Source organism: Sneathiella litorea (assembly GCF_009882915.1).
Classification (GTDB): domain Bacteria; phylum Pseudomonadota; class Alphaproteobacteria; order Sneathiellales; family Sneathiellaceae; genus Sneathiella; species Sneathiella litorea.
In genome coordinates this window covers 1,273,600-1,292,871 of sequence record NZ_WTUW01000001.1, presented here as the reverse complement: position 1 = coordinate 1,292,871, position 19,272 = coordinate 1,273,600, and the positions used below count along the sequence as shown (strand labels likewise).

Sequence of the window (19,272 nt, the reverse complement as noted above, 5' to 3'; positions counted from 1 at the left end):
AGATACCCGTTGCAACAAAAAGTCGTCATTCAACAACCCCCGCCGCCCAGGCATCCCTTCTCATAATATCCACAATGTCAAAAAATCAACCCAGCCGCTTGGGCGGGACAAAAAAAACGCCGTCGAACCAACCCTGACCTTCATCAGGCGTATCCGACTGCGTCGCTGGCCATCTTATATAGATAACCAGACAACGGCGTCAACAGGTAATTTTACAAAAAAATGAAGAATTGATTATATCTTTAACGCGCCCTTAATACAACTCTTATCTAATACACGAGTATGGATAGTGTACCTCTGGCCCCTACACTAAATGCACCAGAGACAAACCGGCTAATCTCCCTTGAGAGAAATTGCCGGAAGTATGGAGTTACGAAGATTTATCTGTTAAGGCATAAACATAAAGAGATTAGTAACACACAAGGTAACGGGATTATGTCACGGCCAAAAATTGGCTTGGCCCTGGGGAGCGGCGTTGCGCGCGGCTGGGCTCACATCGGCGTATTGCGTCGACTGGAAAAAGAAGGCTTCAAGCCCGACTATGTCTGCGGTACATCTATTGGCGCGCTGATCGGTGGAATGTATCTGGCCGGAAAGCTGGATGAACTGGAAAGCTGGGCCCGATCACTCGGCAAATCAGGCCTCTTTCGTCTGCTCGATATTCGTCTTACCGGGGGCGGGCTGATTTCCGGTTCCAAGTTATTCACGCTTCTTGAAGACACCCTCGGCGATACTAGAATAGAAGAACTACCGGTTCCGTTTGCCGCCATCACAACAGAACTTGGCACCGGTCACGAGATCTGGATCCGCGAAGGCAATCTTGCAAAGGCGATAACCGCGTCATATGCGCTACCGGGGTTATTTTCTCCACAGAAAATAGATGAACGCTGGCTTATTGACGGGGCGCTTACAAATCCAGTTCCGGTATCTGTATGCCGCGCTATGGGTGCCCGGCTGGTCATTGCCGTCAACCTGAACGCAGATGTCTTTGGGATGACCAATATCGGCGAAAATGAAACAGATTTTGTCGTCGATGATAACGGCAAGAAATCGCGCCTGTTTCATTCCCGGTCACCACTCAACTTGATGAAACACCGCTTTTTTGACAAGTCCGGCACAGAACCTAGCATTTTCGGGGTCATGATGTCGTCCCTGAATATTGTTCAGGACCGCCTGAGCCGTTCACGTCTCGCTGGTGATCCGCCAGATATCACCATAGCCCCCAGATTAGCGCGGCATGGGTTGCTGGAATTTGATAAGGCAGAGGAAATGATTATCGAGGGCGAAGCCGCAACAGAACGCTCTCTTTCTTTCCTTAAGCACGCAATGAATGTCCTCGCTTAGCGCCAACTAACCGGTAGCGATATAGTCCCGCAGGGCTGCGGCCTCGCGCTCCACCTCATCCATCCGGCATTTCACCACGTCCCCGATCGAAATAAATCCGGCAAGCTTACCGTCTTCCAGCACAGGCAAATGGCGGATTCGCTTTTCCGTCATCAATGCCATCACATTATCAATCGTTTCGGAAGGGCTGGTAGTCACGAGATCGGACGTCATGAGATCTGTAGCCCGAAGATCAAGACACCCCTCCCCAGCTTCCGAGAGACCCCGCACAATATCCCGTTCGGACAGCACACCGCATAGTTTTTGCGACGTATCCACAACCAAAACCGCGCCAATCCGTTTCTCCCCCAAGACCTGCGACACTGCCGCAATACTGTCAGAGGGAGACGCGGTTATCACATCGTTTCCCTTTACCTTCAGGATACTTGCCACATTCATAGGGTTCCTCCTTCTGGGATGCCGGAAAGATATCCGGTAAGAAAATGTATTTTCGAACTTTCTAATTTACCAGAAGGGCCGAGTAAACTCAAATATAACCGCAAAAATGAAGTACTTAGGGGAAAATGGCAGGACCGGCCGGGTCGCTCTCCTCACCATCATCACGTGATGGAGGGCCAATTACAATCGTCACTTCACCCTTGATTTTCTGTTCAGAAAATTGATCTGCGAGGTCAGGCAATCGGCCGCGATGAATATTTTCGAATTTTTTGGTGAGTTCAATACAAACTGCGGCAGGACGGTCGCCCAGCGTTTCGCATGCGATTTTCAATATTTTACCGACACGAAAGGGAGATTCGAAAAACACCAGTGCCGTTGGCGCCTCTGCGAACGCGCTGAATAATTTTCGCTGGCGCCCCGGACGACGCGGTAAAAAGCCTAAAAAGGAAAATGCCGGGATTGGCAGTCCTGAAACAGTAAGGGCAGTAATAACCGCACTCGCCCCTGGCAAGGAGACAACCTGATAACCCGCGTCAATTACGGCAGCGGCTGCACGTTGACCCGGATCACTGATTCCAGGGGCACCGGCATCGGACGTAAGACCGACAGACTTACCTTCGTGAAGCAAAGATAATATGCGCCCCACGGCCCGATCTTCATTATGGGCGTGACAGGCGAAGATAATAGGCGGACTGCTTAGGGAATGACGTTCAAAAATTTTCCGGGTATGGCGAGTATCCTCACACGCCAGTGCGTCAACAGACTGCAAAATGCGTAAAGCCCGCAACGATATGTCCTCAAGATTCCCGATTGGCGTTGGAATGAGGTAGAAAGCAGGCCCGTTTTGTTCATCATCTATCATAGCTGAAGGACTAACCATATTCTGGTGACCGGCGCAATGCTCCACCGGCCAGCAATCGTTAAATAACGCGAGAAGCTGACCACAAGAGGTCGTGTCCCGTAAAAAATCCCCCTTCCAGTCGGCGCGCAGAGCACTTGCTGCACCTCACACGCCAAAGGACGGCTATGCAGCTCAGTTGCCGACGCTACGTAAAATTATAGGATTTGGCCGGCTTCAGGATGTTGCCGGGCGGCGGCGCACCAGATAGCGTTGCTCCCCTTCCAGAACCAGCTCCCGTCGCTGATTATGAATGGTCGAGCGCACCGTAACAATACCCGTCGATTTCTGCTTCTTGAGGTCCGTGATCACCAATTCCGGATAAACAGTGTCGCCATAATATACCGGACCGAGGAATTTCGAGGATTGGTCAATAAAGGCAACAAGCGATTCGCCAATCACATGCGGAAAAACCCCTGCACCAGAAGCAGTTTGTATCAATACCTGGAACCCGTGAGCCAGTAATTCCGGATGCCCCTGCGCCTTACAATACTCAACATCATAATGAATGGGATGATTATCACCAGACGCCGCCTGAAAGGCAGAAAAATTTGCATCGCGCAGCGTCCGGGACGGAATATAAAACCGTTGCCCGACCGTCAGGTCCTCGAAATAACTTGCTTCCGCAAATTTATGATTCTCAGGGTTAAATTGATTGTCTGACATTCCTTGCCTCGCTTGTTCATCAAGTCTTTTTAGTTATGGCATTTAAAAATCGCTGCCTTCTCGCTATAATTACGGAACATATCATTCAAGCGCAAGGAACTAATCATGAAGGGCGACAGGTCCATTATCAAACATCTAAACGTCATACTGAAGAATGAATTGACGGCCATTAATCAGTATTTCCTTCATGCCCGCATGCTCGAAGATTGGGGCCTGAAGGAATTAGGTGAGAAGGAATATGAAGAATCTATCGATGAGATGAAGCATGCCGACAAGCTAGTCAAGCGCATACTCTTCCTTGAAGGCCTCCCCAACCTGCAAGATCTTGGCAAGCTGATGATCGGCGAAGATGTCAAAGAAATCATCGAATGCGACCTCAAAATGGAGCATACCGCGCATGTCGATCTGAAATCAGCTATCAAGGATTGCGAAAGCACGCAAGATTATGTCTCTCGCGATTTATTGGTCGATATTCTGGAATCGGAGGAAGAGCATATTGATTGGCTGGAGACACAAATCTCGTTGATTGAGAAGATGGGTATTCAGAACTACGTCCAGTCACAGACTTCTTAACGGTGACTGGACGCTCCTAACGCAAAAACGGCGGCGTGTCACGATATGTTGCCATTGACAACTATTCGCAAAATATCTATTTGTTAAGAATAGTTATCACTTTTAATAGCAGACAGGCGCCGAATGTATATTTGCCTTTGTAATGGATTGACGGACCGCGATATAAAAAGTGCGGTTGCCTCTGGCGCAGAACGCATCGCGAATGTTTATGAATCGCTTGGGGCTGCGCCGCAATGCGCCAAATGCACCGTCAATATTCGGGATATTATCCGGGAAACCATCTCTGACGGTGAAACAACGACCGTTCTCCGCTGAAGCATTCAGCGAATAGTATTTTTCAATTTTTTGGAAATTTGAAGAAATTACCCCCACCCTAATAGGGTGAGGGTTATATCCAGTTTACATGGCCTTATTATTAATTTCAGCCTTGGCCTGGGCATACTGTTCTTTTAAACGATCAACATATTCTTTAACGCTTGGCACGTCGCGCACGCTGCCAATACCTTGCCCGGAACCCCAAATATCCTTCCAGGCTTTTGACTTACCGGTACCGCCGCTGCCGAAATTCATTCGACTTTTGTCCGCTCCCGGTAAATTTTCAGGATCAAGCCCTGCTCTCTCCACACTGGAGCGCAGATAGTTACCGTGAACGCCGGTGAAAGTATTCGTATAGAGAATATCCTCCCCTGTGCTGTCAACGATCATATTCTTGTAGTCTTCTACCGCGTTCGCTTCCTTGGTTGCGATGAATGCACTCCCCATATAGGCGAGGTCCGCGCCCATTGCCTGGGCTGCGAGGATTGATCGACCATTCGCAATGGCACCGGAAAGAGCAATCGGACCATCAAAAAACTGTCTTACTTCTGAAACGAGGGCGAATGGGCTCAGCCGTCCGGCATGTCCGCCAGCTCCAGCACAAACCAAGATCAAGCCATCGACACCTGCTTCCAGGGCTTTTTCCGCATGACGTATGGTTGTGACGTCATGAAGGATAATGCCGCCGTATGAGTGAATAGCCTCAACAATTTCGTTCGGGGCCCTCAGGCTGGTGATGATAATGGGTACTTCATGCTTAACGCAGAGTGCCACATCTTCTTCCAGTCGGGAGTTCGACGCATGGACGATCTGATTGACGGCAAAAGGTGCAACCTTTTGATCGGGATTTGCCGCCGCATAGTCGGCAAGTTCGGACTTGATCTGATAAAGCCATTCATCAAGTTGCGAGATAGGGCGCGCGTTGAGCGCTGGGAATGATCCGACAATACCTTGCTGACACTGGGCGATTACCAGTTCCGGTCCGGATACAATAAACATCGGGGATGCGATAACTGGGAGAGAAAGACGCCCTTCCAGAACGGTCGGCATTGACATTTATTGAATGTCTCCTGTTTATACATAGAAGGTTCAGCCAGGTCTGGATCTTGCGCCCAGTTACCTGGCTTTATAAAGTTTAGCCAAGCCTGGATCTTGCGCCCAGTTACCTGGTTTTATAAAATTTACCAGAGCCTGGATCTTGCGCCCAGTTACCCGGATTTAGATTTTTTAGCCAAGCTCGGATCTTGCGCCCAGTTACTCGGCTTGGTCATTTTATTAGCAGGCTTTATCAAAGATGACAAATTGTCATTATTGACAAAATTTCATTTTTTTACTTCGCACCTGCAGCATTATTGCGAAAAATCATTACAAAACAGAATATTATTACTTTTAGGGATGGGGAAAAAAATTTTGATGAAATCGATGGCGACGAGAATTTCAGCTTAAAAGACCGCTCTGATGTTCCGATTCACCCACTTTGATTCTCTTTTTTGAGTATAATTACCCCCTAATCAGCAAAAAATGACTACCCGCTATTTTTTTCCCATAGATCGGGAGATATTGCCTCCCGGTGGAAAATTAAGGTCTCCAGAACCATACACTCTCGATCCAAAAACCAGAGATTACATGGACTTTGCGGCCATACCCATTTTGGCACGAAGACTGCATAAGGGATTTCAGGCAACTTTTAATGGAGACTATTGTGCTGCAAGCTGAAACAAACACTCAATCCGTTGCAAACAGATTCGAAAAGCGCGGCACCTTTCGCGTATCAAATCCGGTCCTTAGTGTTGAGATAAATGGAACACGGTTTTCGACAGAAAACTGGTCGCTGGACGGAATGCTGCTGAACGGCCTGGCCGATCATGTTGAACCGGGCAAACCTATTGAAGGTATCATTGGTCCGATTGGATCACCTGAGATGTGCCGCTTCGGTGGATGTGTTGTACGTATTGACGAAGATGAAATGACCACGGCCATTGAACTTGATGAAAAAAATGCCGATGTGGCGGCCTTATTACCCCTATGGGTCCTAAAATACAGCGCCCGATAGTCCTTCCTTCAGAAGCCCGGGCTTGACAACATAGAAGGGCAATCCCTAAGGTTCAATTGAAGTGCCGGATTGTTTCGGCAATCCTTGATTATCCTGATGGGAGAGCCCGGACACGCCGGCGCCGAAGGAGCAACCGCCCCGGAAACTCTCAGGCACATGTACCGTCAGGAAAGAGGGCTCTGGAGAGAATGTAGCGGCGAAGCCGGTTGCATCACCGAAGAGGTAAGCCGGAGAATGCTTTGGCGTAATCTTTCAGGTACCGGGACAGAGGGGGCATCTATTGAACGCATTGGCGAGTTTCGCCAGAGTGAGAAAGGTGCCTGTAAATGACAACAATCCCAAAATCCGGTCTTGGCAATGTAACGCCAGTCGTGCCGTCGAAGCCCACCAGCAACCCCGACCCCACCTCTCAACTTAATATCAACATCAGCGTGACAGACCTCTACACAATCGGTATTGGCCCGTCGAGTTCCCACACGGTGGGTCCCATGAGGGCCGCCAAACGATTCGTTGACCGACTGGAAACTGAAAAACTTCTGCACAAAACAGACCGGCTGCTTGTCGAGCTTTATGGCTCTCTGGCCTTAACTGGCGCGGGCCATGCGACAGACCTTGCCATTCTTTTGGGGTTAAGTGGAGAACGCCCTTCCACCGTTGATCCCGAAAATGTTCAGCCACTGGTCGATAAAATCCGCTCCAGTGGTCATATTGCTCTTAACGGACATCATCAAATCCCTTTCTTTGAAGACCAGAGTCTTCTGTTCCTGAAAGATCAAATTCTTCCCGAGCATTCAAATGCCATGCGGTATTACGCGTATGACGCCGATGGAAACCAACTCTTAAGTCGCGATTATTTTTCCGTAGGCGGGGGCTATGTCGTCTCTCACAACGAAGGTGACAGGGCGGAAACGAAGGGTCATAACATTGCACTTCCCTATCCCTTCACCTCCGCGGATGAACTTCTTGAAATGGGCAAGGATAGCGGACTCACCATTGCAGAGATGATGCTTGCCAATGAGGAAAGCTGGCGCTCGGAAGAAGAAACCTTCACCTTTCTCGACAATGTCAATGATGCCATGATCGGTTGCATCAAGAGAGGATGCGAGGGGAAAGGTGTCCTGCCTGGTGGCCTGAACGTCAAGAGGCGGGCAAATGCCCTTTATAAAGACCTGATGGAAAATCCGGAGCGCGCATCCCGCGATCCACTAACTGTACTCGATTGGGTAAACCTCTATGCCCTTGCCGTGAATGAGGAGAATGCTGCCGGCGGGAGGGTTGTGACCGCACCCACAAACGGCGCGGCCGGGGTGATCCCGGCTGTCCTTAAATATTATCAGCGTTTCTGCCCCGGAGTCACGAAAGAGGGAACGCGTAACTTTTTGCTCACCGCAGCCGCGATTGGCGCCATTTACAAGAAGCGTGCCTCAATTTCCGCGGCCGAGATGGGCTGTCAGGGAGAGGTCGGAGTTGCCTGTTCCATGGCGGCTGGCGCGCTGACTGCTGTTCTTGGTGGCACGAATGAGCAAGTCGAAAATGCTGCTGAAATCGGTATGGAACATAACCTCGGCCTGACATGCGATCCCATTGGCGGCCTCGTCCAAATCCCCTGCATCGAACGGAACACGATGGGCGCCATGAAGGCGATCAACGCCTGTCGCCTCGCCCTTTCAGGAGATGGGACACATGTCGTATCACTGGACGAAGTGATCGAGACCATGCGCCAGACAGGCGTCGATATGCTCAGCAAATATAAGGAAACCTCGCAAGGCGGCTTGGCCGTGAACGTTGTGGAATGCTAACGGCCTAGTCTTCGCGCGTAAGCATTTTCTGAATATGAAGAGGCAGGGCGAACGCCGCGAGATGCACCTCAGGCGTATAATAATCTGTTACGATATCAGCTTCCATATACCGTTCCGCAAGCTTGGAGACACTCACTTTGCGATGGTCCATATCATCCGTTGCCCAGCCATAGGCCATGACCCCACCGACATAACTCGGAATTGCAGCAAGATAAAAGCTGACATCCTTGAACAGGCTTCCTAGCCGGTCGTAGCTGGTTTTGAGTTCACTCTCCTGAACGAAAGGTACACCATTCTGCGTGATGATGATGCCACCCGACAAGAGGCAGCTTTTACAGTCTGTATAGAATTCCTGAGTATAGAGGACTTCCCCGGGGCCATGCGGATCGGTGCTATCGATAATGATGACATCCCACTTCTCATCTGTCTCCCGCACGAACTTACAGCCATCAGCGATAACAAGATCAAGCCGGGGATTGTCAAATGCACCGCCCGAGACTGACGGCATGTATTTTTTGCTGAGCTCTACGACTGTGCGGTCAATATCCACCATAGTGACAGCGATATTCTTGTGTTTCATCAACTGTCGCGCAGCACCACCGTCTCCGCCGCCGATTATCAGCGCACGGCTTACCTTGCCATGAGCCAGCACCGGCACGTGCACGAACATTTCATGATAGATAAATTCGTCCTTTTCCGTCGTCTGAACCGCCCCGTCGAGGGACATGACGCGACCGAACTGGCTGTTTTCGAAAATCATGAGGTCCTGCAGGTCGGTCTTTTCCCGGTAAATGACCTTCTCCACATTCAGGGCCAGATTGACGCCCGAATGCAACCCTTCATCAAAGAGTTCCATCAACTGACAATTCCCCGCTTGATTTCGTTAAGCTGAAGGGTCTCAGGCTTGAAAGCCTCCCGCAAGATGGGGATGGCCTTATACGGGTCCGTCTTGCCGCACATAAAAATGTCCAGCGCCATATAGTCGCGCTCCGGCCAGCTGTGAAAACTGATATGGCTTTCTGCCAACACGGCAACCCCGGAGAGGCCATCCGGTTCAAACGCGTGAATATGGAAGTGCAGCAACGTCGCGCCTGCCACATCGATCGCGCGGCGCAAGGTTGTCTCGATCAGGTCCGCATCATTCAACCCTTCGCCGCCCCAAAGATCAATGATCAAATGGGTTCCAGCAAAGGTCAAGCCATCCTTATGGACGAAATAATCGAGCCGGTCGTCTTCTGCTGCGCCTGGCGCAATTGTCATGTTTTCATTCTCGAGCATAATTCCCGCGAATGCCTCCCTCTGTGCCATACCATAAAAGGTGCCGCCTTATCGCCGAGACCGCCTGCAAGTGCAAGAGAAAAGTGGCAACTTTGCTTGTGTTTCCGCCGTCAATCGACGCAAGATGAAAAGCATTGAAGTCAAGTTGTTAGCAGGTCAATCAAATGTCCGATCAAGTGCTCGAGCTGTTCAGCTATAAATTCAGCGTCTACGCCCGGATTGTCAGGATCATTCTCGAAGAAAAGGGAATCGATTTCAAAACTCATGAAGTTGATCCTTTTGCCGAGAATGTTCCAGAAAACTACCACAATATCCATCCCTTCAAGAGAGTACCTGCCATTCACCACAGAGCTTTCACTCTCTATGAGACTTCCGCGATAACGCAATATTTGGATGAAGCGTTCGGCGGCTCCTCCCTACAGCCGGACATCACCTCAGAGCGTGCCAGAATGCGGCAGATCATCGCCATCATCGATAACTATGGATATCAGCCGCTTGTCCGGAAAGTATTCTCCGAAAGTGTTTTCGGCCCCACCTTCGGTGAAGAGACAAATGGGCATGTTCTGAGCGAAGGGCTTCAAGAAAGCGCGCCTGTACTTTCAGCCCTTGAAAAGCTGGCAAGCGATCAAGGGTATATCGCGGCCTCTGTTTACTCACTGGCCGACGCCCATGTCATTCCGATGATTGATTATTTTACAATGGCACCGGAAGGTGCTGAAATGCTCTCTGACTATCTAACTTTGGCCCGCTGGTGGAAGCGCGTAAAAGAGCGGCCAAGCACAGTCTCTACGCGCCCCGTCCTCTAGGATTAACCTGACGCCATTCTCTTAACTCATATGCACATACTCATAATCCGTAGGCATATTGTTAATGCCACGGTCTGGTGCAGCTATCCAGCCTGCCATCTTGCCCGGCTCAACAACCTGTTGCATCAGACTATGGATATAGGCACGGTCGCTTTCTGAGGGCAGAAACTCGTCATGACGGCGATTAAACTCCTCAGCCGAAATAAATTCGCCTTTCGGATCCGTTACAATATTCGCCCAAAATCCGATTTGCCGACGAAACCGGCTCGATGGTAATTCAATTGTAAACTCAAAGCCGGCTTTCTTTATCAGACGGTTCCAACGGATTACCCCAACCATGCAGTCCTTGATATAGGCGGTCCGGACTTGTTCATTAATACCACTGCGAACAGTAATCTCACCCAAACGGATATCACCGGCGTCATCAGGCATCTCAATCTCCATAACAGTATCCCGCTCAACATGATCCTCAAATACGCGCTCATCCGGGCGCCCTTTAACGCCGGTCGCAAAGGTAATTGCGGCATTGGAGGATACCTCCGCGCCGAATAGATCCATGCAGGAAGAGAACCAGAAATTCACGAAACGCTGCAAAGTTGGAAGGTCAATAACCCCCGCCTTTCGCAAAACGGCCGGGTCATCAGTCTTGAGTTCCGCCATTTTGGCCAACGTGCGCTTGATGATTCGGGTGATCCCGGTTTCACCGACATACATATGATGCGCCTCTTCGGTCAGCATGAACTGGCAGGTTCGCGCGAGAGGGTCAAAGGATGATTCGGCTAAGCTTTTCAGTTGATACTTGCCATCCCGGTCCGTAAAATATGTAAACATAAAGAAGGAAAGCCATTCGCTGATCGGCTCGTTGAACGTGCCCAGAATGCGCGGGTTATCCTCACTACCCGAATGGCGCATCAAGAGATCTTCCGCCTCCTCACGTCCGTCGCGACCGAAATAGGCATGCAGCAGATACACCATAGCCCAAAGATGCCGCCCTTCCTCCACGTTCACCTGAAAAAGGTTGCGTAAATCAAAGAGCGACGGACAGGTCTTCCCGAGAAGACGTTGCTGCTCGACCGAGGCTGGCTCCGTATCACCTTGAGTCACGATCAATCGACGAAGGGTCGAGCGATGCTCACCCGGCACCTGCTGCCATACAGGCTTGCCAAAATCATCGCCGAAACCGATGGTGCGATCCTTTTCCTGATCAGCGAGAAATATACCCCAGCGATAATCTGGCATCTTCACCGCGCCGAACGTCGCCCAACCTTTCGCATCAACTGAGGTCGCTGTACGAAGATACACATCCCTCATCTGGAACCCTTCTGGCCCCAGTTCCTGCCACCAGTCAATAAAGCGCGGCTGCCAATGCTCCAGCGCTCGTTGCAAACGGCGGTCATTACCAAGATCAACGTTATTCGGGATACGCTCTTGATAATTAATCGCCATACTAAACTCTCCTCTTGTCAAATTCCGCTTTGGTCCCACTACCAAATAATTTAAGCGCACCTTTTTCGCCGATAGCGTTGGGCCGATAGAATATCCAGTTCTGCCAGGCCGATAGCCGTCCGAATATTTTCGTTGCCATAGTTTCCCCGCCGCCAAACCGCAAATTTGCTTCCAGACCAGTTAGCGCATCGGGTGACAGGCTCGCCCTTTCTTCAATCAGGAGACGGATTTCCTCATCCCAATCAATATCATCCGGGATGAAGGTCACGAGGCCTTTTTCCTCGGCCTCTGCTGCATTGAATTGCACGCCCATTTGCAGCTTTAAAGCCTTGAGGACGTTCTCTTCTCCATAAAATCGATGTGCGAGCCTTGCTTTACCATTCACGGCTTCATAAGCACCGAAGTTCATCTCGCTCAACGCAATGTGTGGTGGAGTACCGTCGTCTTCTGCAATATCCAGCATATAGACGCGATCAGCAGCGAGGGCGAGCTCATATAAAGTGCCTGCAAAGCAGGATCCTTCTTCAATGAGAGCAAACAGGCTGCGGGAGGATACATCGAGGCGCGCCAGGGTTCGGCGTAGCATTCCCACAACCTCCCGAACGAACCAATCCTCCTGATACTCCACGAGAAAAGCATCAACTTTCAGCACTTTCTCGATGTCACCGCTCGTTTTCAAGAGGAAGGTACCGACTTCCTCATTATTCGTACGTAGCATAAGGATAGCATCCTCAAGCTCCCGCGCCATAGCAAGGGGCCACCAGTCAGCGCCTGCCGCATGAATATCAGGGAGTGTCTCGGGCAACTGAGCTTTCGGGGAAGTAACTGTAATAGTCACAACACCTGCGGCCTCATCCAGCGCTGCATCGACATACCGATAATGATAGCCAGCACTGTCAATCTGGCGATCAAGCGGTGTCAGTTTTATACCTGATGCCTGCTCGGGCCGCAGACTGCTCGCGGCGAGCTCTTTTGCGCGCAATTTCACCTTTTCTTCAAAATTGTTCCGCGGCGCCACTTCATCCACCAACCGCCAGTCTTTTGCACGCTGGCCACGAACGCCATCCGGATTTGTGCAAAACACATCGGCTAGGTCATGCCGGACTTTGCGCTTATCTATAAGGCGGGTGAGGCCACCGGTTCCCGGCAACACACCTAGAAGCGGCACTTCAGGCAGACTGACGGCACTGGAGCGATCATCAACAAGAAATATTTCATCACACGCCAGAGCAAGCTCGTATCCGCCACCAGCAGTTGTGCCATTGCAAGCTGCCAGAAATTTTATTCCTGAGTATCGGCTCGAATCCTCAATACCATTACGCGTTTCATTGGTGAACTTGCAGAAGTTCACTTTCCAGCCATGGGAAGAGGTGCCCAGCATATAAATATTCGCGCCGGAGCAGAACATCTTTTCCAGTGCGCTTGTAATTATAACCGTGCGCACGGTGGGATGCTCAAAACGGATGCGTTGCAGGGCATCATTGAGTTCAATATCAACCCCCAGATCATAGGAATTGAGCTTAAGCTGATACCCGGGCTTCAGGCCCCCATCTTCATCGACAGCAAGAGTAAGGGTAGCGACATCTCCCTCAACAGAAAGCTGCCAGTGTCTATAGTTATCAGGAAGCCTGTCAAACGTGATCATCGGGCCGCAATCCGGGGAATTAATGAAGATATAAGTAATTTAAATGCACTTTAGTGCATGTCAAGCAATTTACTGCATATCTTCCGAGAGCAAACTGGACGCAATCAGCTCCAGATCCCGAAGGCTTTCTTTAACTTTCTTACCTGAGGTATCGCAACTCGCATTCGCGCGGCGATAAAGGGGCGTCCGCGCCGCGAGAATTTGCCTGAGATCAGACATGGCCTCACGACTATTCGCAATGGGACGCATATCCCCTTGCGCCACAACCCGCGCCATATGCTCTTCAGGTTTAGCCTGCAGCCAAATCGCATGCGTCCTGCCAAGCAACAACGAAAGTGTCTTTTCGTCGACAACGATACTTCCCCCCGTCGCGATAACCACCTCATCCTGTTTAGTTACGATATCGGTGAAGCATCGCCGCTCCCACCTGCGAAATGATGGCTGGCCAGCCAGCGAGAATATCTCGCCCAGGCTTGCCCCATATTCCTTTTCAATGACCTCGTTGAGCTCAACAAACTGGAACCCTAATCTTTCGGCAAGGAGGGGGCCAAGGGTTGACTTTCCTGCCCCACGAAGGCCAACCAGCGATATACGACGGCCTTTTGCCGCCTCATCAGGCTTGATCAGGCGTTCCTTAATAACGCTAATGGCTGCCCCAAGCTGATCTGGCGGCAGGCGCCGTCCAAGCCGATAAAGATCCTGCATTTCAGGACTCAACTCGTCTCCGCTCGACACCAATTCGACGAGGGTTGTATCCATAGCCGCTGCGATCTGCCGCAATATCTGTACCGAGGCATTCCCCTCGCCTGCTTCCAGCTTGGCGAGGTAACGCTCCGACACGCCCGAATCATGCGCAAGGATCTTACGGGTCATACCCCGCTGCGATCGCAACGCGCGAACATTGGCACCAAGAGCAAAGAGAAAGTATTTTGCCTCGTCGTCTTCTCGCCGCCCATCGTCAAATGTCGCCTTGCTCATTCATCACTCACTAGCAATTGATCATTATCAACTGGACAGACTGCATTATATTTCCTATTGCGTCATTTGAGTAGCTCTTTGTTGGAGAATATCAGCTTTGGTCGATCAAATTAAAATTCTTGTCAGCACCATGACCGGAACAGCCGAGCTAGTCGCCGAGGAAATAGCAGATGCTTTGTCGGCTAAGGGAGAAGAGGCGGAAATCCTGTTAATGGATGACCTGGGTGCCGATATTCTCAAGAACGGCGCAGCCTATATTATCTGCACATCGACCTACGGGCAGGGAGACATACCGGACAATGGTCAGGCCTTCATTAATAACCTTTCCTTAGCATCACCAGATCTTTCAGGTATCAAGTACGGTGTCTTTGCACTTGGAGATCTGACCTACGATCAAACTTTCTGTAATGCTGGCAACCTATTCGACGCAGCCTTTCAGAAATACGGCGCTACACGTGTTGGTGATATTATCCGCCATGATGCCTCCACGGGTGAACTGCCAGAGGATCAGGCCGCAGAATGGGCAGAGGAATGGCTCGAGAAACTTAGAGCGGCATAGAGCTAATTAACTAGATCCACTTGCCGTTGATATCAGGGTGACGATAAGCTGGGGAAGCGCACATAACAAAACGGGAAGCGCTTTTGATCTTGGGGAGGGATGAAATGGCCAACAATACCGATATGGGGGAGTTTTTTAATGCGACCGTTGATCTTATCGACCACAACATAACGGAGGGCCGCGGGCAAAAAACCGCTGTCATCGACAAATCAGGCTCGCACAGTTATCAAGCCCTAAGTGACAATATCAATCGATTTGCCAATGCTCTAAAGGAAGTCGGTGTTCAACAGGAACAACGCATCATTCTCTGCCTAAATGATACAATTGATTTTCCGGTTTGTTTTTTAGGAGCGATCAAAGCAGGCATTATTCCCGTACCGGTTAACACCCGCTTCACTGAGACCGACTATGCTTTTATCCTGAAGGATAGCCGGGCCGTGGCACTTATTGTTTCCGATGACCTGCTAGCGCCATTCGAAAGTCATTTGGAATCCTACCCGGCCCTTAAGTCCATTATTGTCTCAGGCTCAAATACCGGCGAACATAAAAGTCTCTCTGACCTCGTGAAAGCACAGAGCCCGGAGTTTTCAGCAGTACAAACTACTCGTGATGATATGTGCTTTTGGCTCTACACCTCCGGCACCACTGGTATGCCCAAGGGAACTGTGCATCTGCATGGAAACCTGAGCGCGACGGCCGAGTTATACGCAAAGGAAACCACTGGCATCCGCGAGGATGATATTATGTTCTCCGCGGCCAAACTCTTTTTCGCATATGGCCTTGGCAATGGCCTGACGTTCCCTTTTTCGGTCGGGGCGACAGCCATTCTACTGGAAGGTCCCCCAACACCGGAAACTGTTTGTGATATCCTGCATGAACAGGCTCCGACTATTTTTTACGGTGTGCCTACCTTGTTCGCAATGCTTTTGGCAAGCGGGCTTTTGCCGAAAAATGGGGAGCACAATTTACGTTTCTGCGTTTCAGCAGGAGAGGCGCTGCCTGCCGATCTGCTAACTCGATGGCAGAAACAAATGGGTATCGATATTCTGGACGGGATTGGCAGCACCGAAATGCTGCATATATTTCTTTCCAACCGACCGGGGGATGTCCGACCCGGGTCCACAGGCAAGCCTGTCACAGGATACAAAATCCGTCTTCAAGGAGATGATGGCCTTCCAGTCCCCCGGGGTGAGATGGGCGCCTTGGAAATCTCCGGCCCGTCCAGTGCCGTCATGTATTGGAATCAACGGGATAAAAGTCTTGAAACATTTCAGGGTCCCTGGACCAGGGCGGGCGATAAATACTATCAGGATGAGGAAGGTTATTATATCTATTGTGGACGGACAGATGATATGCTCAAGGTCGGCGGGATATATGTCTCCCCCTTTGAGGTAGAAGCAGCCCTTATTGAACATGAAGCCGTTCTGGAAGCCGCGGTTGTCGGCAAAGAGGATTCTGATCAGCTCGTTAAACCAAAAGCAATCATTGTTGCGAAACAGGCCGATATTGACCATGAAATTCTGGCCGAGGAGTTAAAACAGTTTGTTAAAGAACGATTGGCTGCCTTCAAATATCCTAGATGGATTGAGTTCGTTGATGAACTTCCGAAAACGTCTACCGGTAAAATTCAACGCTTCAAATTACGCGACTCCGTTTAACCTATTATGATAAGCGGGTATTTGACGAAAAAATGGCGCTCTGTGATTTTGCTCGCCATTTGTCAGGTGATGGCGCTTTCCCTCTGGTTCTCCGCGACAGCGGTAATCCCTGCCCTGAAAGCGGAGTTTGGTCTGAGCGGTCTGCAGGCTTCTTTTTTCTCTAGTGCTGTTGCAATCGGCTTTGTTGTCGGAACATTAATAAGCGCAATTTTCAGCCTGGCTGATCGTATACCTCCAAAGCTCTTCTTCGCGACAGCGACTCTGATTGCCGCTCTTGCCAACGCTTTAATTACTCTTTTGGATCCGACCTCATTCTCTGTCATCTTCATGCGGTTTATCACCGGCGTCTGTATGGCAGGAATTTACCCGCTAGGCATGAAGATGGTCTCGACCTGGGCGATACGGGATACAGGACTTCTCGTCGGGTTATTGGTTGGCGCCCTCACAATTGGAAGCGCTTTTCCTCATATCCTGAATCTTCTGGATACGAGTGGGATTGACTGGAAGCTTACCCTGATCGCCAGCAGCCTTCTTGCAATTGGCGCCTGTGGCCTAATTCCTCTTGTTTCCCTTGGCAGCGATATGCCGAAAGCGCCGCCATTCGACCCCTCCCTCGCCTTTTACGCCTGGCAGAATAAATCTCTGAGATTGGCTAATTTTGGCTATTTTGGCCATATGTGGGAGCTATATGCCATGTGGGCCTGGATCGGACTGTTCCTGTTTGAAAGTTTCCGGATAAATGAACTCGAAAATGGCCAGTTCTATGCCAGCCTTGGTACTTTTGCCACGATTGCTGTTGGCGGGGTTGGGAGTCTGATCGCAGGCATTGCCGCAGACCGGGTTGGCCGAACAACAATCACAATCCTTGCCATGGCGGTAAGTGGAACATGCGCCGTTACTGTCGGGTTCATGTTTGGTGGCTCCCCCCTACTTTTAATTATTATCTGTCTGATTTGGGGTATTTCCATTGTCGCCGACTCCGCGCAATTCTCCACCTGCGTTATAGAACTCAGTCCCAGAAATATGATCGGTACAATGTTGACAATTCAAACGTCTATCGGCTTTCTGATCAGCCTGGCAACGATTCACTTAGTGCCGTTATTCGTCGAGACCGTAAGCTGGCGTTATGCTTTTGCCGCGCTCGCAATCGGTCCCCTGCTTGGCGTTATCGCCATGATTAAGCTCCGCGCTCTTCCAGAATCAGCCTCTTTGGCAAATGGGCGTCGATGATATTACAGGCTTTCGCAGGGTTGATTTTACTAAGGCGAGCGCCAAATATTTGGTTGCAAACTGGCGCACCAGCATACAGGGGATTATGATGATCAAAGGACTTCACCACAACGCTTATAGATGCCGAAATTCTGAAGAAACACGTAAGTTCTATGAGGAATTTTTAGGTTTACCGTTGGCTGATGCGTTGTCGATCAGTGAATCTAAAACAGGTCGTACAACAGACGTATTGCATACCTTTTACCGTATGGATGACGGTTCCTTCCTCGCCTTTTTTGAAGCTCCCGACCAAGAGTTCGAATTCAAGGACCAGCATGATTACGATCTTCACATTGCATTAGAAGTAGATATGGACAATCTCCATAAAATGTTCGCGAAAGGCAAGAAAATGGGCATTGAGACCCGCGGGATATCAGACCACAAGTCTATTCATTCCATTTACTTCCGCGATCCAAATGGATACGTGATCGAGTTAACGGCTAAAATTCCAGAAAAAACGCCGCCCCCTGAAACTGCTGCGGCCGAAGCGAAAAAGTTGTTGCACGAATGGAACGAAGCCCATCGCGCCGCTTAAAACATTACCCCGCAGGAGCTTTTAAGGTTGTCTACGGGTATGGATTAAAAATAACCTGTCCGCTTTTAATAAGCTGGTCCTTGGGGGATTTTTAATGCTGCGCAATAAAATTGGCTGGATAGTATTTTTGGGTTGGATGTTTGTCATGGTTCAACCTTTGCCAGCAGCAGAAGATCGCTATATTGGTTATTACTATCCTGCTCCAGAGAACATAGAAATATATTGCACCCGTATCCAACCCCTTGCAGAGATGGACAAACGGCGACGTGTCGGCTTTGTTATCGGTGTAAAGGAAGGTATGTCCAACAAAGCGTATGATTCTGCTTACGCTGTATTTGCAAAAGGTAGTGATTCAGCAAAGTTGATCATAATTGCCAAAACAGATGGTTATCTGGAAACTATCTACCGGGTACGCGCTCTGCTTGCCGACCTTACCAACAGCGCCAGGACAACACCTATTTTCGAAGAGAGCGGCGCGCCTGAAAACCTGACCTTTCTGGATTTGCTGACCTTGCTTGGATTTGAATCCGTTACCTTAAGTGATGGCGCCAATTTCACCCACCAGATCAAAATACGGCAACTCACCGGAAATACCTGCCATTCACAGTCTATTGACTAATAATGCGCAATACCGGGGATGCGGCACTCCCCGCTTGTGTACATCATCGTCACAGCACAACTGTCAGACAGCTGAACGGTCAGGTTGCCACTGCATTTTTCAAAGCTAACCCATCCATTTAATTCTTCCAGTCCATCCGAAGCAACAGAACCACGATTGGACACAATATAGGTAACCCGCGTGGCACCCAATTCATCAATGTCCAACTTTTCAAGCTCATTCTCAACAACTCCGGCACATCCCGTTCCGCCCCAGATTTCCGCTTTTACTTCAATTGGCAGCAGCATGGCGAATATTGCCAGCGTTAATACAATCGATTTTCCTTTTATCATTACTGCCGATCTCCAATTAAGTAGTTTGGGCTAATTGTCCTGCGATTTATCGTGGCTTTCG

At 50.0% G+C, this 19,272-nt stretch carries 21 protein-coding genes and 2 riboswitches; of the genes, 11 read left to right on the top strand and 10 right to left on the bottom strand.

Features of this window, described 5'->3' with window-relative positions:
• Positions 1 to 435 precede the first annotated feature (435 nt).
• Positions 436 to 1,344 (top strand): patatin-like phospholipase family protein, encoded by a 909-nt coding sequence (locus GQE98_RS06240; protein WP_161314747.1) that lies wholly within the window; start codon positions 436 to 438, stop codon positions 1,342 to 1,344.
• Between the two features lie 6 nt (positions 1,345 to 1,350).
• Here the strand turns inward: GQE98_RS06240 and GQE98_RS06235 are convergent, their stop codons facing one another.
• From GQE98_RS06235 to GQE98_RS06225, 3 genes are all read right to left on the bottom strand, one after another.
• Positions 1,351 to 1,782 (bottom strand): CBS domain-containing protein, encoded by a 432-nt coding sequence (locus tag GQE98_RS06235; RefSeq protein ID WP_161314746.1) that lies wholly within the window; start codon positions 1,780 to 1,782, stop codon positions 1,351 to 1,353.
• Positions 1,783 to 1,897: 115 nt separating this feature from the next.
• Positions 1,898 to 2,644, bottom strand: coding sequence for a 16S rRNA (cytidine(1402)-2'-O)-methyltransferase (gene rsmI / locus GQE98_RS06230; RefSeq protein ID WP_161314745.1), 747 nt, complete (start codon positions 2,642 to 2,644; stop codon positions 1,898 to 1,900).
• A gap of 213 nt (positions 2,645 to 2,857) precedes the next feature.
• Positions 2,858 to 3,346, bottom strand: coding sequence for a MaoC family dehydratase (locus GQE98_RS06225; protein ID WP_161314744.1), 489 nt, complete (start codon positions 3,344 to 3,346; stop codon positions 2,858 to 2,860).
• Between the two features lie 105 nt (positions 3,347 to 3,451).
• Between GQE98_RS06225 and bfr the strand changes: the two genes are divergently transcribed.
• Complete coding sequence (bfr, locus tag GQE98_RS06220) at positions 3,452 to 3,919, top strand: bacterioferritin (RefSeq protein ID WP_161314743.1); 468 nt, start codon at positions 3,452 to 3,454, stop codon at positions 3,917 to 3,919.
• Between the two features lie 123 nt (positions 3,920 to 4,042).
• Positions 4,043 to 4,234, top strand: a complete 192-nt coding sequence (locus GQE98_RS06215) for a (2Fe-2S)-binding protein (protein WP_161314742.1) — start codon at positions 4,043 to 4,045, stop codon at positions 4,232 to 4,234.
• A gap of 84 nt (positions 4,235 to 4,318) precedes the next feature.
• Here the strand turns inward: GQE98_RS06215 and GQE98_RS06210 are convergent, their stop codons facing one another.
• The gene (locus GQE98_RS06210) at positions 4,319 to 5,290 is read right to left on the bottom strand and encodes an NAD(P)H-dependent flavin oxidoreductase (RefSeq protein WP_161314741.1); all 972 of its coding nucleotides are present in this window, start codon (positions 5,288 to 5,290) and stop codon (positions 4,319 to 4,321) included.
• Positions 5,291 to 5,924: 634 nt separating this feature from the next.
• On the opposite strand from GQE98_RS06210, the gene GQE98_RS06205 reads away from it, so the two are divergent.
• Both GQE98_RS06205 and GQE98_RS06200 read left to right on the top strand, forming a co-directional pair.
• Positions 5,925 to 6,287, top strand: a complete 363-nt coding sequence (locus GQE98_RS06205; RefSeq protein ID WP_161314740.1) for a hypothetical protein — start codon at positions 5,925 to 5,927, stop codon at positions 6,285 to 6,287.
• 87 nt (positions 6,288 to 6,374) lie between these two features.
• A riboswitch (glycine riboswitch) is annotated at positions 6,375 to 6,461 on the top strand.
• Between the two features lie 3 nt (positions 6,462 to 6,464).
• A riboswitch (glycine riboswitch) is annotated at positions 6,465 to 6,557 on the top strand.
• A gap of 149 nt (positions 6,558 to 6,706) precedes the next feature.
• Entirely contained in the window at positions 6,707 to 8,086 is a 1,380-nt protein-coding gene (locus GQE98_RS06200; protein WP_161314833.1) for an L-serine ammonia-lyase, read from the top strand.
• 4 nt (positions 8,087 to 8,090) lie between these two features.
• On the opposite strand, the gene speE is transcribed toward GQE98_RS06200, so the two are convergent.
• Positions 8,091 to 8,942: a polyamine aminopropyltransferase gene (gene speE / locus GQE98_RS06195; protein ID WP_161314739.1), complete on the bottom strand. Its 852-nt coding sequence runs from the start codon at positions 8,940 to 8,942 to the stop codon at positions 8,091 to 8,093.
• Positions 8,942 to 9,346, bottom strand: coding sequence for an adenosylmethionine decarboxylase (speD, locus tag GQE98_RS06190; RefSeq protein ID WP_202526113.1), 405 nt, complete (start codon positions 9,344 to 9,346; stop codon positions 8,942 to 8,944). The genes speE and speD overlap by 1 nt, the downstream gene beginning before the upstream one ends.
• A 182-nt stretch (positions 9,347 to 9,528) precedes the next feature.
• On the opposite strand from speD, the gene GQE98_RS06185 reads away from it, so the two are divergent.
• On the top strand, positions 9,529 to 10,170 hold the full coding sequence (locus GQE98_RS06185; RefSeq protein WP_161314737.1) for a glutathione S-transferase family protein: 642 nt from the start codon (positions 9,529 to 9,531) through the stop codon (positions 10,168 to 10,170).
• 21 nt (positions 10,171 to 10,191) lie between these two features.
• Here the strand turns inward: GQE98_RS06185 and boxB are convergent, their stop codons facing one another.
• The 3 genes from boxB to GQE98_RS06170 form a co-directional block, all read right to left on the bottom strand.
• Positions 10,192 to 11,616 carry a benzoyl-CoA 2,3-epoxidase subunit BoxB gene (gene boxB, locus GQE98_RS06180; RefSeq protein ID WP_161314736.1) on the bottom strand — a complete coding sequence of 475 codons (1,425 nt, stop codon included), beginning with the start codon at positions 11,614 to 11,616 and terminating at the stop codon, positions 10,192 to 10,194.
• A 1-nt stretch (position 11,617) separates the two neighbouring features.
• Positions 11,618 to 13,261 (bottom strand): 2,3-epoxybenzoyl-CoA dihydrolase, encoded by a 1,644-nt coding sequence (gene boxC / locus GQE98_RS06175; RefSeq protein ID WP_161314735.1) that lies wholly within the window; start codon positions 13,259 to 13,261, stop codon positions 11,618 to 11,620.
• Between the two features lie 69 nt (positions 13,262 to 13,330).
• Entirely contained in the window at positions 13,331 to 14,239 is a 909-nt protein-coding gene (locus GQE98_RS06170) for a helix-turn-helix transcriptional regulator (protein ID WP_161314734.1), read from the bottom strand.
• A 97-nt stretch (positions 14,240 to 14,336) separates the two neighbouring features.
• Between GQE98_RS06170 and GQE98_RS06165 the strand changes: the two genes are divergently transcribed.
• The 5 genes from GQE98_RS06165 to GQE98_RS06145 all read left to right on the top strand — a co-directional run bounded on the left by GQE98_RS06165 (position 14,337) and on the right by GQE98_RS06145 (position 18,879).
• Positions 14,337 to 14,798, top strand: coding sequence for a flavodoxin domain-containing protein (locus GQE98_RS06165; RefSeq protein WP_161314733.1), 462 nt, complete (start codon positions 14,337 to 14,339; stop codon positions 14,796 to 14,798).
• A gap of 104 nt (positions 14,799 to 14,902) precedes the next feature.
• Positions 14,903 to 16,456: a benzoate-CoA ligase family protein gene (locus GQE98_RS06160; RefSeq protein ID WP_161314732.1), complete on the top strand. Its 1,554-nt coding sequence runs from the start codon at positions 14,903 to 14,905 to the stop codon at positions 16,454 to 16,456.
• A gap of 21 nt (positions 16,457 to 16,477) precedes the next feature.
• Complete coding sequence (locus GQE98_RS06155) at positions 16,478 to 17,686, top strand: MFS transporter (RefSeq protein ID WP_202526112.1); 1,209 nt, start codon at positions 16,478 to 16,480, stop codon at positions 17,684 to 17,686.
• Positions 17,673 to 18,260 (top strand): VOC family protein, encoded by a 588-nt coding sequence (locus GQE98_RS06150; protein WP_202526111.1) that lies wholly within the window; start codon positions 17,673 to 17,675, stop codon positions 18,258 to 18,260. Before GQE98_RS06155 ends, GQE98_RS06150 begins: the two co-directional genes overlap by 14 nt.
• Before the next feature lie 94 nt (positions 18,261 to 18,354).
• The gene (locus GQE98_RS06145; RefSeq protein WP_161314730.1) at positions 18,355 to 18,879 is read left to right on the top strand and encodes a hypothetical protein; all 525 of its coding nucleotides are present in this window, start codon (positions 18,355 to 18,357) and stop codon (positions 18,877 to 18,879) included.
• Here the strand turns inward: GQE98_RS06145 and GQE98_RS06140 are convergent.
• Positions 18,876 to 19,211, bottom strand: coding sequence for a hypothetical protein (locus GQE98_RS06140; RefSeq protein WP_161314729.1), 336 nt, complete (start codon positions 19,209 to 19,211; stop codon positions 18,876 to 18,878). The two genes, GQE98_RS06145 and GQE98_RS06140, sit on opposite strands and share 4 nt — an antisense overlap.
• Positions 19,212 to 19,272 lie beyond the last annotated feature (61 nt).

What these genes read in the sequence shown, in the direction of transcription:
- GQE98_RS06240 (WP_161314747.1), top strand. Translation starts at nt 436, where the DNA reads ATGTCACGGCCAAAAATTGGCTTGGCCCTGGGGAGCGGCGTTGCGCGC.
- GQE98_RS06235 (WP_161314746.1), bottom strand. Translation starts at nt 1,782, where the DNA reads ATGAATGTGGCAAGTATCCTGAAGGTAAAGGGAAACGATGTGATAACC.
- rsmI (WP_161314745.1), bottom strand. Translation starts at nt 2,644, where the DNA reads ATGATAGATGATGAACAAAACGGGCCTGCTTTCTACCTCATTCCAACG.
- GQE98_RS06225 (WP_161314744.1), bottom strand. Translation starts at nt 3,346, where the DNA reads ATGTCAGACAATCAATTTAACCCTGAGAATCATAAATTTGCGGAAGCA.
- bfr (WP_161314743.1), top strand. Translation starts at nt 3,452, where the DNA reads ATGAAGGGCGACAGGTCCATTATCAAACATCTAAACGTCATACTGAAG.
- GQE98_RS06215 (WP_161314742.1), top strand. Translation starts at nt 4,043, where the DNA reads ATGTATATTTGCCTTTGTAATGGATTGACGGACCGCGATATAAAAAGT.
- GQE98_RS06210 (WP_161314741.1), bottom strand. Translation starts at nt 5,290, where the DNA reads ATGTCAATGCCGACCGTTCTGGAAGGGCGTCTTTCTCTCCCAGTTATC.
- GQE98_RS06205 (WP_161314740.1), top strand. Translation starts at nt 5,925, where the DNA reads ATGGAGACTATTGTGCTGCAAGCTGAAACAAACACTCAATCCGTTGCA.
- speE (WP_161314739.1), bottom strand. Translation starts at nt 8,942, where the DNA reads ATGGAACTCTTTGATGAAGGGTTGCATTCGGGCGTCAATCTGGCCCTG.
- speD (WP_202526113.1), bottom strand. Translation starts at nt 9,346, where the DNA reads ATGACAATTGCGCCAGGCGCAGCAGAAGACGACCGGCTCGATTATTTC.
- GQE98_RS06185 (WP_161314737.1), top strand. Translation starts at nt 9,529, where the DNA reads ATGTCCGATCAAGTGCTCGAGCTGTTCAGCTATAAATTCAGCGTCTAC.
- boxB (WP_161314736.1), bottom strand. Translation starts at nt 11,616, where the DNA reads ATGGCGATTAATTATCAAGAGCGTATCCCGAATAACGTTGATCTTGGT.
- boxC (WP_161314735.1), bottom strand. Translation starts at nt 13,261, where the DNA reads ATGATCACGTTTGACAGGCTTCCTGATAACTATAGACACTGGCAGCTT.
- GQE98_RS06170 (WP_161314734.1), bottom strand. Translation starts at nt 14,239, where the DNA reads ATGAGCAAGGCGACATTTGACGATGGGCGGCGAGAAGACGACGAGGCA.
- GQE98_RS06160 (WP_161314732.1), top strand. Translation starts at nt 14,903, where the DNA reads ATGGCCAACAATACCGATATGGGGGAGTTTTTTAATGCGACCGTTGAT.
- GQE98_RS06150 (WP_202526111.1), top strand. Translation starts at nt 17,673, where the DNA reads ATGGGCGTCGATGATATTACAGGCTTTCGCAGGGTTGATTTTACTAAG.
- GQE98_RS06145 (WP_161314730.1), top strand. Translation starts at nt 18,355, where the DNA reads ATGCTGCGCAATAAAATTGGCTGGATAGTATTTTTGGGTTGGATGTTT.
- GQE98_RS06140 (WP_161314729.1), bottom strand. Translation starts at nt 19,211, where the DNA reads ATGATAAAAGGAAAATCGATTGTATTAACGCTGGCAATATTCGCCATG.